Annotated in this window: 13 protein-coding genes; all 13 read left to right on the forward strand. The window is 74.4% G+C overall.

From position 1 onward, the window contains the following. The first annotated feature begins 34 nt into the window (after window positions 1–34). The 13 genes from RM779_RS14900 (at window position 35) to RM779_RS14960 (ending at window position 15169) form a co-directional block, all read left to right on the forward strand. Complete coding sequence (locus RM779_RS14900) at window positions 35–1453, forward strand: amidase (protein WP_311618171.1); 1419 nt, start codon at window positions 35–37, stop codon at window positions 1451–1453. Between the two features lie 289 nt (window positions 1454–1742). Continuing rightward, complete coding sequence (locus RM779_RS14905; protein ID WP_311618172.1) at window positions 1743–2408, forward strand: hypothetical protein; 666 nt, start codon at window positions 1743–1745, stop codon at window positions 2406–2408. Window positions 2409–2654: 246 nt separating this feature from the next. Continuing rightward, window positions 2655–3701 (forward strand): LacI family DNA-binding transcriptional regulator, encoded by a 1047-nt coding sequence (locus RM779_RS14910; RefSeq protein ID WP_311618173.1) that lies wholly within the window; start codon window positions 2655–2657, stop codon window positions 3699–3701. Next, window positions 3698–4657, forward strand: coding sequence for a carbohydrate ABC transporter permease (locus RM779_RS14915; RefSeq protein ID WP_311618174.1), 960 nt, complete (start codon window positions 3698–3700; stop codon window positions 4655–4657). Before RM779_RS14910 ends, RM779_RS14915 begins: the two co-directional genes overlap by 4 nt. Before the next feature lie 160 nt (window positions 4658–4817). Further along, on the forward strand, window positions 4818–5696 hold the full coding sequence (locus RM779_RS14920) for a carbohydrate ABC transporter permease (protein WP_311618175.1): 879 nt from the start codon (window positions 4818–4820) through the stop codon (window positions 5694–5696). Further along, window positions 5696–7024 (forward strand): ABC transporter substrate-binding protein, encoded by a 1329-nt coding sequence (locus RM779_RS14925; RefSeq protein WP_311618176.1) that lies wholly within the window; start codon window positions 5696–5698, stop codon window positions 7022–7024. The genes RM779_RS14920 and RM779_RS14925 overlap by 1 nt, the downstream gene beginning before the upstream one ends. A 58-nt stretch (window positions 7025–7082) precedes the next feature. Beyond that, on the forward strand, window positions 7083–8201 hold the full coding sequence (locus RM779_RS14930; RefSeq protein WP_311618177.1) for an ADP-ribosylglycohydrolase family protein: 1119 nt from the start codon (window positions 7083–7085) through the stop codon (window positions 8199–8201). 127 nt (window positions 8202–8328) lie between these two features. Further along, entirely contained in the window at window positions 8329–9531 is a 1203-nt protein-coding gene (locus RM779_RS14935) for an ADP-ribosylglycohydrolase family protein (RefSeq protein WP_311618178.1), read from the forward strand. Further along, window positions 9528–10700, forward strand: coding sequence for an ADP-ribosylglycohydrolase family protein (locus RM779_RS14940; RefSeq protein ID WP_311618179.1), 1173 nt, complete (start codon window positions 9528–9530; stop codon window positions 10698–10700). The genes RM779_RS14935 and RM779_RS14940 overlap by 4 nt, the downstream gene beginning before the upstream one ends. Beyond that, window positions 10700–12133, forward strand: coding sequence for an ADP-ribosylglycohydrolase family protein (locus RM779_RS14945; protein ID WP_311618180.1), 1434 nt, complete (start codon window positions 10700–10702; stop codon window positions 12131–12133). The genes RM779_RS14940 and RM779_RS14945 overlap by 1 nt, the downstream gene beginning before the upstream one ends. Next, the gene (locus tag RM779_RS14950; protein WP_311618181.1) at window positions 12130–13128 is read left to right on the forward strand and encodes a ribokinase; all 999 of its coding nucleotides are present in this window, start codon (window positions 12130–12132) and stop codon (window positions 13126–13128) included. The genes RM779_RS14945 and RM779_RS14950 overlap by 4 nt, the downstream gene beginning before the upstream one ends. Continuing rightward, a complete protein-coding gene (locus tag RM779_RS14955) occupies window positions 13125–14336 on the forward strand; it encodes a CaiB/BaiF CoA transferase family protein (RefSeq protein WP_311618182.1) in 1212 nt (403 codons plus the stop codon). The genes RM779_RS14950 and RM779_RS14955 overlap by 4 nt, the downstream gene beginning before the upstream one ends. Further along, window positions 14333–15169, forward strand: a complete 837-nt coding sequence (locus RM779_RS14960; protein ID WP_311618183.1) for an HpcH/HpaI aldolase/citrate lyase family protein — start codon at window positions 14333–14335, stop codon at window positions 15167–15169. The genes RM779_RS14955 and RM779_RS14960 overlap by 4 nt, the downstream gene beginning before the upstream one ends. Window positions 15170–15193 lie beyond the last annotated feature (24 nt).

A 15193-nucleotide genomic window follows, 5' to 3' on the forward strand; every position in this document is an offset into this window, starting at 1 on the left:
TGCGATGCACTTGCATCGGAACGAGGTTCGAATCATGGAAAATGCGCTCTGGGCCCGGTCGGCCACCGAGCAGGCGGAGCTGGTGCGTTCGGGCGCGGTGTCCGCCGCCGAGCTGGTCGGCAGCCACCTGGAACGGATCGAGGCGGTCAACCCCGAGGTGAACGCGATCACCCAGCTACTCGCCGACCGGGCCCGCGCGGACGCGGCCGAGACCGACCGGCGGCGCGCCGCCGGGGAGGAGGCGGGGCCGCTGGCCGGGGTGCCGTTCACGGTGAAGGAGAGCATCGGCATCGGCGGCGTGCCGACCACGCACGGCGCACAGCGGCTGCGCGGCCTGGTGGCCGGGGCCGACGCCCCGCCGGTCGCCCGCCTCCGCGCCGCGGGCGCCATCCCCGTCGGGCACACCAACATGCCCACCCTCACCCTCGCGGGCATGCACACCAGCAGCGAGCTCTTCGGCGACACCGTCAACCCCTGGGACCCGGGCGTCACTCCGGGCGGCAGCAGCGGCGGCGATGGCGCGGCCGTGGCCACCGGGATGACCGCGCTCGGACTCGGGAACGACGCGGGCGGCTCGGTCCGGGTGCCCGCGTCGTTCTGCGGGGTCGCCGGGCTGAAGCCGACGTACGGCCGCTTCCCCGCCGACCACCGCATCGGCCCGGACGATCCGCCGCTCGGCGCCCAGCTGTTCGTGGTGGACGGCCCGCTGGCCCGCCGCGTCGGCGACCTGCGCGCCGCCTGCCGGGTGCTGGCCGGCACCGACCCGCGCGACCCGCGGGCCGTTCCCGTTCCATTGGAAGGCGCGCCGCTGCCGGGACCCGCGCGGGTCGCCGTCGTCACCGACCCGGGCGGGCTCGGCGTTCACCCGGCGGTGCGGGAGGCGGTGCGCACCGCTGCCGGGGCACTGGCCGAAGCCGGGTACGCGGTGACGGAGGTGCCGGACGTGCCGCGCCTCGCGGAGGCGGTCGAGACCTACGGCAGCCTGCTGATGACGGAGTTCGCGCCGTCCTGGCCCACCGTGCGCACCCTGCTCGGCGAGGGCGGGCACCGCTACATCGAGATGTCCCTGGCCAAGACGAACCCCGTCGACGTGGCGGAGTACCTGCGGCTGACCGGGGTACTGCTCGGTCTCAAGCGCGCCTGGTCGGAGTTCCTCGACACCTATCCGCTGCTGCTCGCGCCGGTGTTCACCGAGCCGCCCGTCGAGCCCGGCATCGAGTCGCGGGACACGGCGGGCCACGAACGGGTGGGCACCGCGATGCGGCTGTGCTCGGCGACCAGCCTCGCCGGGGTCCCCGCCGTCGCCGTTCCGGCCGGGGTGGCGGACGGGCTGCCGATCGGCGTGCAGATCATCGGCCGCGCCTACCGCGAGGACCTGTGCCTCGACGCCGCCGAGGCCGTAGAACGGCACGTCGGCCCCCTCACCCCGATCGACCCGGCGCGGCGCGGGTGAACGGTTGCGCATCGTGAACGGGCGCGGGCCGCACGCCGGTTGACGCCCCCGGCCGCCGCGGGGCACTCGCGGCGGCCGGGGACCGCCGCCGGCGCCATGTACCGGAACGGTCCCGAACGCCGGACGACGTCCGCCGACCGGCCGCCGAGGCGGTACCGTCACCGCTCAAGGGGTCGCACATACGTCTCAGTCCGACGCCAATTGCGATTGGTTCGTAACACTATGTCCCGCCCCTCCCGCGCCGGGGATAGCCTGCCGGGAACAAGCACATGTACGAGGGGAACACTCCATGCGTAGGTCCATACGACTCGCCCTGCCCGTCGTCGCAGCCGCGACGGCCCTGGCTCTCACCGGCTGCAACAGCGACGAGGAGTCGCCGTTCGACGGCCCGAACCCCGGGGACGGTGGCCAGGAGGAAACCGAGGGCGGGGCCTCCGAGGGAGAGACCGGCGGCGAGACGCCGGAGGAGACCACGGGCGGCGAGACCGGCGGTGAGGTCCCCGGCGACACCACCGGCGGCGAGACCGGCGGGGACACCGGCGGCGAGACCGGCACGATCGGCGGGGACACCGGGGGTTCGGGCGGCGGCGACGCCGGAGGCAGCGTCGAGGGCGACTGGTACACCGGCACCACGATCGACGACGCCAACCTGGAGATCACCAGCGGCGACGACACGGTCACGTTCTACGAGGACTTCGGCCAGGAGGGCGACGTCTGCGAGGGCACCATCACGAACGGCACCATCAGCCTCGACTCGTGCGACCTCTACGGCGACAGCGAGTGGACCGACATGGAGGCCACCTACACCGTCGACGGCAGCACCATGCAGGTCACCTGGTCCTCCGGCGCCAGCCAGACGTACTACAACGCGCTGGGCGGCGGCTTCAGCGAGGCCGAGATCACCGAGCTCCAGGAGATGCTGCAGAACCTCCCGGGCGCGCAGAACAACTTCTGACGCCGAACGGCCCGGCCGGACAACGGCCCGGCCGGACAACGGGGCGGCCCGACAACGGGGCGGCTGTGCGGTGCGGAAGCACCGTGCAACCGCCCCGTCGGCATGCCGGGGCGAGGGCGGAGACAGGGATCACAGACGCGGCCCTCTTGACGGGACGGGAAACCTCCCCGCAACATCTGTAAACGATTCCAGCAGCTGGAAACGTTTACAACAATCCGAAGTTCGTCAAGGAAAAGGACAATTGGGATGCCGAACGGCGGCCAGCCGACCATCGTGTCGATCGCGGCGCGCGCGGGCGTCTCCATCGCCTCGGTCTCCCGGGTCCTCAACGGCCAGGGCGCGCGCCGCGACACGGTCGAACGCGTCAGGCGCGCCGCCGCCGAACTGGGCTACGTGCCCAACGCGGTGGCCCGTTCGCTGAAGGACGGCAGGACCAGGCAGCTCACGTTCGCCATGCCCGACATCGGCAACCCGGTGTACGTGGCGATGGTCCGCGCCATCCAGGCCGTCACCAAGGCCGCCGGCTACCGGCTGCTGCTGCACTCGACCGACGCCGTCGCCGAGGACGAGCTCGCCGTGCTGCACAGCCTCGGCGACCGCACCAGCGACGGGCTCATCCTGTGTCCCATCCGCATCACCGACGAGCACATCGAGGCCCTGACCACCGCCGCGGGGCCGGTCGTCGTCATCGGCTCGCTGCCCGACGGCGTGCCCGTGGACAGCGTCCGCGCCGACTCCGTCGCCGGGTCCGCCATGGCGGTGGCGCACCTGTTCCGCACCGGCCGGCGCCGCATCGCGTTCATCAACGGACCGTCCGACACCGTCCCGGGACGCAACCGCGACCTGGGCTACCGCACCGCGCTCACCGCATGCGGCCTGCCCCACGACGAGGCCCTCGTCGTCCACACCGACTTCGGCATCGACTCCGGTGCCGCCGCCGTCCGGCGGCTGCTGCCCGCCCGGCCCGACGCGCTGTTCTGCGCCAACGACCAGCTCGCGCTCGGCGCGGCGCACGCGCTGCTCGCGCGCGGCGTGCGCATACCCGAGGACATCGCGGTCGCGGGCATGGACGACAGCGCCCTCGCGCAAGCCGGGTGGCCGCCGCTGACCAGCGTCGACCTCGGCTCGTCGACACGCGGCCGACGCGCCGCCGAGTTGCTGCTCGACCGCCTCGAAGCGCGCGGCGGCACCGGGACCGCTCCCCCGCCGCGCACCACCACCGCCCCGCCCCGCCTCGTCGTGCGCGCCTCGACCGCGCCGGCGACCGACTCCCCCGTAACGAGGACCGCATGAGTCTCACCGCCCGCCGGGCCAAGGCCGTCCCGGGCAGCCGCGGCACCCCGCCGCCCAGAACACCGGCCGGACGCAAACGGGCGCTCGGACTCGACCGGGGGGCGTGGTTCCTGCTGCTCCCCGCGCTGATCCCGATACTCGTGCTGAGCGCGGGCCCGCTGCTGTACGGCGTGGCCCTGGCGTTCACCGACGAGCAGGCGGGGCGCACCGAGTCGGCCGAGTTCGTCGGCCTGCTCAACTTCACCGACCTGCGGCACGACTCGCTGTTCTGGGAGTCGTTCCGCGTCGGCCTGGTGTGGGCGGTCTGCGTGACGACGCTCCAGTTCGTGCTCGCCCTCGGCCTCGCCCTGCTGCTGAACCAGAACCTGCGCTTCCGCTGGCTGGCCAGGACGCTGGCGCTGGTGCCGTGGGCGATGCCCGAGGTGGTCGTGGGCATCATGTGGCGGCTCGTCTACCACCAGGACGCGGGCATCCTCAACAAGACGCTTTCGCAGCTCGGTCTCATCGGCGAGAACGTCGACTGGCTGACCAACATGTCGCTCGCGCTCCCCGCCGTCATCGTCGTGGGCATCTGGGCCGGGATGCCGCAGACCACCGTGGTCCTGCTGGCGGGCCTCCAGAATGTGCCGCACGAGCTGCGCGAGGCGGCGCACATAGACGGCGCGGGTCTGTGGCGCCGCTTCACGACGGTGACCTGGCCCGCGCTGCGGCCGGTGGTCCTCGCGATCACGGCGCTCAACTTCATCTGGAACTTCAACTCCTTCGGCCTGGTGTACGTGCTCACCCAGGGCGGGCCCGGCAGCCAGACCCGGCTGCCGATGCTGTTCGCGTACGAGGAGGCGTTCAAGTACGGCCAGTTCGGCTATGCGGCGGCGATGGGCCTGGTGATGGTCGCGGTCATCGCCGTGCTGCTCGCCGTGTTCCTGCGGAACCGCCTGAAGGAGGACTCCGAGTGAGCGACGCACGCGCGGCTGCCGGGCCGCGGACGACGACGCTTTCCGCAGCATGCCGCGCGGGCGGAGAAGCGAACCACAAAAACCAGCGCAACGCACGCGCGGCTTCCGGGCCGCGGACGACGATGGTCCGCTTGGGCGGACGAGTGATGGGGGAGAACCGATGAGCCGTACCTTCTCCCCCGCACCGCCCGTTCCCCGTGGGCGGCGGGCCGGGCGGGCCGCCGGGCGGGTCGGGCAGTACGCGGCGCTGCTCTGCTACCTGGTCTTCCTGGCCTTTCCGCTGCTGTGGCTGCTGTCGACATCCTTCAAGTCGCCGCAGGAGCTGGGCTCCATCGACCCGACGTGGATTCCGCGCGAGCCGAGCCTGGAGAACTACCGCATCGCGTTCGACGCGCATCCGCTGGCGCGTTCGGCGCTCAACAGCCTGCTGGTGGCCGGCAGCGCCGCGCTGATCGCCGTGACGATAGCCGTGCCGGCCGCGTACGTGATGGTCCGCTACCGCTCGCGGGTCAGCAAGGCCGGGACGGTGTGGATTCTGGTCAGCCAGATGTTCCCGCTCGTGCTGATCATCATTCCGCTGTTCCTGGTGCTGAAGAACCTCCAGATGATCAACTCCCTGCCCGGCCTGGTCCTGGTGTACGTGGTGTGGAACCTGCCGTTCTCGCTGTGGATGCTCCAGGGCTACGTCAAGGCGGTGCCGCTGTCCCTGGAGGAGGCCGCCGCCGTCGACGGCGCGAGCCGTCTCCGCGTCCTCACCGGCGTCGTGCTGCCACTGCTGACGCCCGGTCTGGTCGCGACGCTGATGTTCTCGTTCGTCACCGCGTGGAACGAATTCTTCTTCGCCCTGGTCCTGCTCAAGTCCCCCGAGAGGCAGACGATGTCCGTGATCCTCACCCACTTCGTCGGCGCGGAGGGCGTCGCGGACCTGGGCCCGCTGGCCGCCGCCTCCTTCCTCGCCACCCTGCCCAGTCTGCTGTTCTTCGCGCTGCTCCAGCGGCGGCTGGTGAACGGCATGCTCGCCGGGTCGGTGAAAGGCTGATGCGCGCCCCCCACCGGCGGACCCTGCGCGCCGGAACCGCCGCCGCCCTCGCCCTCTCCCTCGCGGTGCTCGCCGGCTGTGGCAACGGCGACGACGCGGCCGACGGCACGGTCACGCTCGACTTCCTCAGCCTCGCCTGGCAGGCCGAGTCCGTGACGGCCTACAAGGCGCTCGTCGACGAGTGGAACGAGGCCAACCCCGACGTTCAGGTGCGCTACGTCCAGGGCTCCTGGGACAACATCCACGACCAGCTGCTGACCTCGTTCATGGGCGGCGAGGCGCCGGACATCATCCACAACGACGCCTCCGACCTCACCGACTTCGCGAACGGCGGCTACCTCGCCGACCTGACCGGACTGCTGCCCGAGTCGCTGGTCGAGGACATCCCGCAGCAGGCGTGGGACACCACGGCGTACGAGGGCGGCACCTACGGGGTGCCGTTCCTCCAGGAGCCGCGCGTCCTGGTGGCCAACACGCGGCTGCTGGAGGAGGCCGGGGTACGCGTTCCCACGCCGGAGGACCCGTGGACGTGGGACGAGTTCGAGGAGGTCAGCGCGGACCTGACCCGGGACACGGACGGCGACGGGGACACCGACACGTACGGCGTCGCCTGGTCGATGAAGGAGCCGGTCACCCAGTCGGTGAACCTTTCGCTGTCCACCGGCGGCCGGATCTTCGACCGCGAGGACGGCGAGAACGTGATCCGCTTCGGCGACGATGAGTCGGCGGTCGCCGAGCTGATCAGCCGGCAGGTCAACGAGGACGGCACCGCGCCGCGCAGCAGCCTGGGCATGTCGGGCTCCGACACGCTGCCCGGCTTCTTCGCCGACCGCTACGCGATGCTGCCGCTCAACTTCTCCTTCCGCCAGCAGGTGGACCAGCAGGCGCCCGACGACTTCGAGTGGAGCGTGCTGCCGATGCCGTCCGGCGGCGGCGAGGACGGCCTCGCGCAGGGCGTCGCGCCGCAGACGCTGTCCGTCGCCGAGGACGCCGAGGACCAGCAGGCCGCCGCCGACTTCATCGCTCATCTCACGCGCGCCGAGCACGCCATGGACCTCGCCCGCGGCGACTGGATGCTGCCGACCAGCGAAACGGCCCTGTCCGATCCGTCGCTGAACACGGCGGAGCACGGCTGGCGCACCGGCGTCGAACTGGCCGCGCACCTGCGGCCCTCGCCGGTGCTCGGCGTCCGCGGCTACCCGGAGTGGAAGGACAAGATCGCCACCCCCGCGTTCCAGGAGTTCTACAGCGGCGCGTTCGGCCTGTCCGAGCTGCGCGGGCGGCTCCGGGACGACGGAAACCGGGTCCTCGACCGCTACCAGCGCTGACCTGCCCGTGTGACGCACGGGCCCGCACGACAACGGAAGAAAAGAGCACGAGAACACGATGAGCCCCGACCCCGACCCACGTGACCCGCGTGACCCACGTCAGGAACTGGACGGCACGGACAGATCACGGCGGCTCCGCACGGTGCCGCTCCAGCAGCCGCAGGCCCCGGCGGTGCCCAGGGACCGGGCCAGGGGCGCGCTGCTCGGGCTCGCGGTCGGCGACGCGCTGGGCGCCCCCGCGGAGAACATGAAACCGTCGCAGATCAGGGAGCGGTGGGGCCGCATCGAGGGCTTCGTGTCGGACGACCCGGCCGGGACGGACGACACCGAGTACGCAATCTTCTCCGGTCTGCTGCTCGCCGAGCACGGCTCCGCGCTGACCGTGGGGCATGTGGAGTCGGCGTGGCACGAGTGGATCGCGGACCGGGACGAGGGCCCGTTCCGCGGCGCCGGGTTCAGCGAGCGCGGCACGCTGGAGAACCTGCGGCGCGGGCTCGCCGCGCCGATTTCGGCGCAGCACCGGCACGCGTGGAGCGACGGCCTCGCGATGCGGGCGGCGCCGTTCGGGGTGTTCGCGGCGGGCAGACCGGCCGAGGCGGCGCGGCTGGTGTCGATCGACGGAACGGTGTCGCACGACGGGGAGGGCATCTACGGCGGGCAGGCGGTCGCGGCCGGTGTCGCGGCGGCGATGGTCGGCCACAACCCGGACGCGGTGGTGCAGGCCGCGCTCTCCGTGGTTCCGGAGGACTCGTGGACCGCGCGCTCCCTGCACCGGGCGGTGTCCGCGGCCCGCAGGGCGCGGCGCGATCCGCGGGCCACGCAGCTGTCGGTGGAGCGGACCGTCCGTTCGGCCACGGTCATCGGCGGCTACCCGTGGACGGACCTGGCGCCCGAGGCGGTGGGGCTCGCGTTCGGCGCGTTCGTGGCGGCCCGCGGCGAGCTCGCCGAGGCGGTGCCCATGGCGGTGAACATGGGCCGCGACGCCGACACCACCGCCGCCGTCGCGGGCGCCCTGTCGGGTGCGCTGCGCGGTGAGGGCGCGATTCCCGCCGAGTGGGCGAAGGCGATCGGCCCGGTGCGGGGCAGCTGCCTGCCCTCGATGGCCGGCATGCACATCCTGGACGTCGCCGACCGGCTCACGCCGCCGCCCGACGACCACGAGGGGGCCGCGGCATGACCGTTCTTCCCCTGAGCCGCGCCGCCCGGCCCGGCAACCGGCCCGGCAACCGGTCGGGCAACCGGCCCGCTGCCGGGACCGCTGCCCGCAGGACCATCCGCACGCCACGCACCGAAGGACACCGGAGATGACGCCGCCCACCGTGACCGAAGCCGCTCTCGGGGGGCCCGTCGCCGCGAACGGACCCCGGCGCATCGAAGGGCTGCTGCTCGGCATCGCCGCGGGGGACGCCGCCGGCTGGCCGTCGGGGCGCCACCGCGCCGCCCGGCTGCCGGACTGGACCAGGCGGCTGACCCGCGAACTCGACACGTTCGCCGAGCAGAACGCGACCACCACCCTGCCCGTTCCCATAGCGCTCAACCAGCCGCCAGAGCCGCTGCGCCTCGGCCCCTCCGACGACGCGGAGTGGGCGGCGTTCACCGCGCAGTCCGTGCTGTCCGCGACGGCCGCGGGGGGCAGCGACCTGCCCGCCGGGCAGCGGGTGCGCTCCGCGCTCGCGCTGGCGTGGAACTCGCTCGCCGACGAGGTGGCCGCCGCGGCCGACCGCGCCGACGAGATCGAGTCGGCCGAGATCCCGCTGCGCGCGCGGATCTCGGTGCGCGCCGGGCTCGGCAACCTGGCGGCCGGTCTGCGCCCGCCCGCCACCGGCCACGACAACCCGCACTACTTCGACGACGCGGCCTGCGTGCGGGCGGCCGTGCTCGCCGTCGTCCACCCGGACGAGCCGGAGGCGGCGGCCGACCTGGCCGAGTTCGACGCCCGCTACACGCAGGACGGCGACGGGGTGCACGGCGCGCGCGCCATGGCCGCCGCCGTCGCCGCGGGGCTCGGCGGCCTGCCGGTGGACGAGTGCGTCGACGCGGCGCTGCGGCAGCTGCCCGAGGGCAGCGAGATCCGCCGCAACGCGCTGCACGCCGTCGAACTCGGCCGCGCCGCGGTGGCCGCGCGGCCGGGGCTGCCAGGTAACGCGTTCGCGCTGGTGCCCGTGCTGGAACACGAAATCGTCGACCACGTCTACAGCTACGGCATCGCCGCGGCCGAAACCGTTCCCGTCGCGCTCGCGGTGGCCACCGCCGCCGCGGGCGCCGTCACCGAGGCGGTGCCCACCGCGGCCTGCCTCTCCCGCGTGGCCGACTCGGCGCCGGCCCTGGCCGGGGCGCTGACCGGCGTCGTCGGCGGCGCGGACGCGCTGCCCGCCACGTGGCGCGACGCCTGCCGCACGCTGGCGGGCTGCGCCCTGCCGCGGCTGGCCGGCCTCGACCTCGTCGACCTCGCCGAGCAGCTCACCCGAACCCCCCTCACGGCCTCCTCGGAAGGACCCCTCGCATGACGACGACGCAGACACCGACCGCACCGCCCTCGTCACTGGAAGACCGCACGGCCGGCGCGCTGGTGGGCGCGGCCGTGGGCGACGCCCTCGGCGGGCCGGTCGAGGGCTGGACACCCGAGGCCATCGTCGAACGGCACGGCGGCCGGGTGCGCGGCATCGTCGAGCCGTTCCACCGGGACAACTGGCGCACCGCCCGGCCCATCGCGCCCTACCACAAGGGCGACGGGCACGTCACCGACGACACGCTCATGACGCATGCCCTGGTGCGGGTGTACGAGCGGGTGCGCGACCACCTCGACGCGTACGCGGTCGCCGACCACCTGGTGCCGGACCTCATCACGACCCCCCGCTGGATTCCCGAACTCGGCGCGGAGGCCCTGCCGCTGCAACGCATCTTCCTCGCGGAGAAGTGGATCGTGGCGCGCATCCACTACGGGCACGTCGACCCGCGCGAGGCGGGCGTCGGCAACATCGTCAACTGCGGCGCGGCGATGTACATGGCACCGGTCGGCGCCGTCAACGCCGGGAATCCGCGGGCCGCTTACGCGGAGGCGCTGGACGTGGCCGGCGCGCACCAGTCCAGCTACGGGCGGGAGGCCGCCGGGGTGTTCGCGGCGGCGGTGGCCGCCGCGTTCAAGCCGGGCGCGACGCCCGCGTCCGTGGTGGCGGACGCGCTGGCCCTCGCCAAGGACGGCACGCGTGCCGCGATCGAAGCGGTGTGCTCGGTGGCCGCCCGCTACGACGACTTCGAGGAGGCGCTCGTGCCGCTGCGCGAAGCCGTCGCCCCGTTCGACACCGTCGGGCCCGAGTACCGCAATCCCTCGCTCGGGGCGCGCCGCCCCTCGCGGCTGCACGCCATCGAGGAGCTGCCGGTCGCGCTCGGCATGCTGCTGGTCGGGCGCGGCGACTACCGGCACACGGTGCTCGGCTCGGTCAACTACGGGCGCGACTGCGACTCGATCGCCACGATGAGCGGCGCCATCGTCGGCGCGCTGCACGGGGAACGGGCCGTGCCCGCCGAGTGGAGCGACGAGATCGCGCAGGCCAGCAAGCTGGACCTGCGCGCCCCCGCGGCGGCGCTCTCCGCGGTGACGCGCGAGGTGTTCGCGCGCGATCTCGAACGCCGCCGCGCGCACGAGGCGCTGTTCGGCGCGATCGCGGGCGCCTGATGGGCGGCCGGCAGGGCGCCGCCGACGCGGTGCGGCTGACGTGGGTGCAGCCCGAGGACCTGCTCGGGCACGAGCTGCGCCAGGCGGAGCAGGACGGGCGGGACGCCGCCGCGGTCCGGGAACGCTGGCTGGCCGCGGGCGGCCGGCTCGCGCCCGAACGCGCGGGCGCGTCCCCCGCGCCCGCGGCGCCCGGGCTGCGGGCGCTGGCCTGCGACCTCCTGGACGAACTCGCCGCGCTGCCATCGCCGCTGGCCGGGGCGGAGCCGACCGGGCTCGCGGAGATCAGGGCCGCCTGCCAGGACTGGCCGGAACCGCACCGCGCCTCGGCCCCGCACCGCGCCTCGGCTCCGGCTCCGGCTCCGGCTCCGGCTCCGGCTCCGGTGGAACGGCTGCACGCCGGCTGGCTCGGGCGGGCCGCGGGGTGCGTGCTGGGCAAGCCGGTCGAGAAGGTCACCCTGGCCGGGATCAGGGCGCTGGGCCGGGCCGTCGGCAACTGGCCGCTCGACGACTGGTTCACCGAGGTGGGGCTGCCGCCCGAGGTGGCCGCGGCTCACCCGTGGAACCGCCGCTCCCGCGCCACCTCGCTCGCCGAGACCATCGACGGCGCGCCCGAGGACGACGACCTGAACTACCCGCTGCTCGGCCTGCTGCTGCTCCGGCGGTACGGGCGGGACTTCACCTCCGCGGACGTGGCGCGCCTGTGGCTGGACGAGCTGCCCGCGGGCCGCACGTTCACCGCGGAACGCGTCGCCTACCGCAATCTGCTCGACGGTATCGAGCCGCCGCTGACGGCCGCGTACCGCAACCCGTTCCGCGAATGGATCGGGGCGCAGATCCGCGGCGACATCTTCGGCTGGACCCACCCAGGCGATCCCGGCACCGCCGCGGCCCTCGCCCACCGCGACGCGGTGCTCACCCACACCGCGAACGGCGTGTACGGGGAGATGTTCGCCGCCGCGGCCGTCGCCGCCGCGGCGGGCGGGGCGGCCGACGTGCACGCCTGCCTGCGCGCCGGGCTCGCGGTGGTGCCGCCGGGCTCCCGGTACGCGCACGCCGTCCGCGCGGGGATCGACGCGGCGCGCGCCCGGCCGGCCGCGGCGGAGTTCGACGCCGTCGTGGACGTGCTGCACGCCGAGTTCGGCGCGTACCACTGGGTGCACGTCCTGCCGAACGCGGCGCTGCTCGCCGCCGCGCTCACGCACGCGGACGGCGACTTCACCGCGTCGATCTGCCGGACGGTGTCCGGCGGCTGGGACACCGACTCCAACGGCGCGACGGCCGGTTCGGTGGCCGGCCTGCTGGCCGGGTCGCCGGAGGCGATTCCCGGCCGGTGGACCGCGCCGCTGAAGAACCGGCTGGCGACCTCGGTGGCCGGCTTCGACGGCATCGGCTTCGACGCACTGGCCACGCTCACCCGGGAGGCATCCGCATGACGACCAGCCGCACGACGGCCCTCACCGTCCTCGGCTCCACCAACATGGACCTGGTCGCCTACGTACCGGCCGCGCCGCGCCGCGGCGAGACCGTGTTCGGCCGCGAGTTCAGAACCGTGCCAGGCGGCAAGGGCACCAACCAGGCCATCGCCGCGGCCCGCGCCGGGGGCGCGGTCACCATGATCGGCGCGGTCGGCGAGGACGACTTCGGCCCGCGGCTGCGCGCCGCGCTCGCCGGGGCGGACGTGTCCGTCGAGGCGCTGCGCACCGTGGCGGGGCCGAGCGGCACCGCGCACATCGTCGTCGACGACGACGGCGGCAATTCGATCGTGGTCGTGCCCGGCGCGAACGCCACCGTCACCGGCCTCGCGCCGGGCGACGAGGAACGTATCGCCGCCGCCGACGCGCTGCTGCTCCAGCTCGAACTGCCGATGGAGGGCGTGCTCGCCGGCGCCCGCGCGGCCCGCGCGCACGGGGTGCGGACCGTCCTGACCCCGGCGCCCGCGCAGCCGCTGCCCGCCGAACTCCTCGCCCTGACCGACCTGCTGGTGCCCAACGAGCACGAGGCCGCGGCGCTCACCGGAATCGACGACCCGCGCCGCGCCGCCCTCGCGTTCCTGGACGACGTGCCCGAGGTGGTCGTCACCCTGGGCGCCGCGGGCAGCCTGTACGTGGCGCGCGGCTCCGAACCGGTGACGGTGCCCGCCGTACCGGCGCGCGCGGTGGACACCACGGCCGCCGGGGACACGTTCGTCGGCGCGCTCGCCGTGGCGCACGGCGAGGGGCGGCCGATGCCGGAGGCGATGGCCTGGGCCGCGTCGGCCGCCGCCCTCGCGGTGCAGCGGGCGGGCGCCTCCTCCTCCATGCCGGACCGTGGGGAGATCGACGCCGGGTACGGCGCGCACGCGGAAGCCGCGGCGCGGACCGGGCAGCACCGGGAGCGGGAGAACGCCCCACCCGCCGGGGAAGCACAACGAGCCGGGGAACCACGATGAGCCGGGGAACCACCATGGACAGCCACGCACCTCTGGAGGGCCTGAAGGTCCTCGACCTCGCCACTCTCTTCGCCGGGCCGCTCGCCGCGACGATGCTCGGCGACTTCGGCGCCGAAGTGATCAAGGTGGAGCACCCGCGCAAGCCCGACCCCTCCCGCGGCCACGGCCCGAGCAAGGACGGCGTCGGCCTGTGGTGGAAGCTGCTGGGCCGCAACAAGCGGAACGTCACCCTCGACCTGTCGACGCCCGGCGGCCGGGACGTGCTGCTGCGGCTGGCCGCCGAAGCCGACGTCGTCATCGAGAACTTCCGACCCGGCACGCTGGAGCGCTGGCAGCTCGGCTGGCCCGAGCTGTCCGCGGTCAACCCGCGGCTGGTCCTCGCCCGCGTCACCGGCTTCGGCCAGGTCGGCCCGTACGCGCGGCGCCCCGGCTTCGGCACCCTGGCCGAGGCGATGAGCGGCTTCGCCGCGATCACCGGCGAGCCGGAAGGACCGCCGACGCTGCCGCCGTTCGGCCTCGCCGACTCCATCGCCGCGCTGTCCACGGCCTACGCCGTGATGACGGCGCTGGCCGGACGGGACCGCACCGGGCACGGCCAGGTCGTCGACATGGCCATCATCGAGCCGATGCTGACCGTCCTCGGCCCACAGCCGATCTGGTACGACCAGCTCGGCTACGTGCAGCAGCGCACGGGGAACCGCTCGGCGAACAACGCACCCCGCAACACCTACCGCACCGCCGACGGCTCGTGGGTCGCCGTGTCCACCTCCGCCCAGTCCATCGCCGAACGCGTGATGCGGCTCGTCGGCCGCCCGGACGTGATCGACGAGGACTGGTTCGCCACCGGCTCCGGCCGGGCCCGGCACGCCGACGAGCTGGACGAGGCCGTCGGCGCGTGGATCGGACGCCACGACCGTGCCGAGGTGATCGCCGCCTTCGAGAAGGCGGAGGCGGCGATCGCGCCGGTCTACGACATCCGCGACGTGCTCGCGGACGAGCAGTACCGGGCGCTCGGCTCCATCACCGAGGTCGAGGACGAGGAACTGGGCCGCGTGCGGATGCAGAACGTCCTCTTCCGCCTCTCCGAGACGCCGGGCGCCGTGAAGTGGGCGGGCCGCCCGCACGGCGCCGACACCGACGACATCCTGTCCGGACTCGGCCTGAGCGCACAGGAGATCGCCGCACTGCGCGCGGACGGTGCCCTGTGACGGCCGCCGGCTGCCTGACGTGGCTCTACGCCCCGGGCGACCGGCCCGCGGTGGTCGCCAAGGCGCTGGCCTCCGGCGCGGACGTGGTGCTCGTCGACCTGGAGGACGCCGTCGCGCCCGACCGCAAGCGCTACGCGCTGGACGCCACCGCCGACCTGCTCGCCACGCCGCCCCCGGTGCCGGTGCACGTCCGCGTCAACGCCCTCGACGGGCCGCTCGCGGAGACGGAGGTGCGCCGCCTGGCCCCCCTCCCCGGACTCGGCGCGCTGCGCCTGCCCAAGGTGACCGGGCCCGCCGACATCGGCCGCGTCGCCGACTGGACCGGCGCCCGCGTCCCCCCGCTGTACGCGCTGTTGGAGAACGCGCTGGGCGTGGAGCACGCCTACGCGGTCGCCACCGCGCACCCGGCGGTCACGGGCATCGCGCTCGGCGAGGCCGATCTGCGCGCCGACCTGGGCCTGACCGGGGATGCCGGACTCGCGTGGCCGCGCAGCCGGGCCGTCGTGGCGGCCCGCGCGGCGGGCCTGGCCCCGCCGCCGCAGTCCGTCTACCCGGACGTGCGCGACACCGAGGGTCTCGCCCGGTCCTGCGCGGCGGGCCGGGCCCTGGGCTTCCTCGGGCGGACCGCGATCCACCCGCGGCAGCTCCCGGTCATCGAGGAGGCGTACCTGCCGACCCCGGCCGAGGTGGCCGCGGCCACCGAGGTCGTCAGGGCGGCGGCCACCGAGGCGGGGGCCCTGGCCCTGCCGGACGGCCGCTTCGTGGACGCGGCCGTCGTGGCCGGGGCGCACCGCACCCTGGCCCTGGCGCGCCGCTGCCCGCAAGGCGTCTGACCGCAAGGCGTCTGACCGCAAGAC

The sequence above is a fragment of the Streptomyces johnsoniae genome, from assembly GCF_031845565.1.
In the GTDB taxonomy this organism is placed as follows: domain Bacteria; phylum Actinomycetota; class Actinomycetes; order Streptomycetales; family Streptomycetaceae; genus Streptomyces; species Streptomyces johnsoniae.

Bases quoted from the DNA above. Each gene is read 5' to 3' on its own strand.
- RM779_RS14945 (WP_311618180.1), top strand. From the start codon at position 10,700: ATGGGCGGCCGGCAGGGCGCCGCCGACGCGGTGCGGCTGACGTGGGTG.
- RM779_RS14910 (WP_311618173.1), top strand. From the start codon at position 2,655: ATGCCGAACGGCGGCCAGCCGACCATCGTGTCGATCGCGGCGCGCGCG.
- RM779_RS14925 (WP_311618176.1), top strand. From the start codon at position 5,696: ATGCGCGCCCCCCACCGGCGGACCCTGCGCGCCGGAACCGCCGCCGCC.
- RM779_RS14955 (WP_311618182.1), top strand. From the start codon at position 13,125: ATGAGCCGGGGAACCACCATGGACAGCCACGCACCTCTGGAGGGCCTG.
- RM779_RS14930 (WP_311618177.1), top strand. From the start codon at position 7,083: ATGAGCCCCGACCCCGACCCACGTGACCCGCGTGACCCACGTCAGGAA.
- RM779_RS14900 (WP_311618171.1), top strand. From the start codon at position 35: ATGGAAAATGCGCTCTGGGCCCGGTCGGCCACCGAGCAGGCGGAGCTG.
- RM779_RS14920 (WP_311618175.1), top strand. From the start codon at position 4,818: ATGAGCCGTACCTTCTCCCCCGCACCGCCCGTTCCCCGTGGGCGGCGG.
- RM779_RS14905 (WP_311618172.1), top strand. From the start codon at position 1,743: ATGCGTAGGTCCATACGACTCGCCCTGCCCGTCGTCGCAGCCGCGACG.
- RM779_RS14935 (WP_311618178.1), top strand. From the start codon at position 8,329: ATGACGCCGCCCACCGTGACCGAAGCCGCTCTCGGGGGGCCCGTCGCC.
- RM779_RS14940 (WP_311618179.1), top strand. From the start codon at position 9,528: ATGACGACGACGCAGACACCGACCGCACCGCCCTCGTCACTGGAAGAC.
- RM779_RS14950 (WP_311618181.1), top strand. From the start codon at position 12,130: ATGACGACCAGCCGCACGACGGCCCTCACCGTCCTCGGCTCCACCAAC.
- RM779_RS14915 (WP_311618174.1), top strand. From the start codon at position 3,698: ATGAGTCTCACCGCCCGCCGGGCCAAGGCCGTCCCGGGCAGCCGCGGC.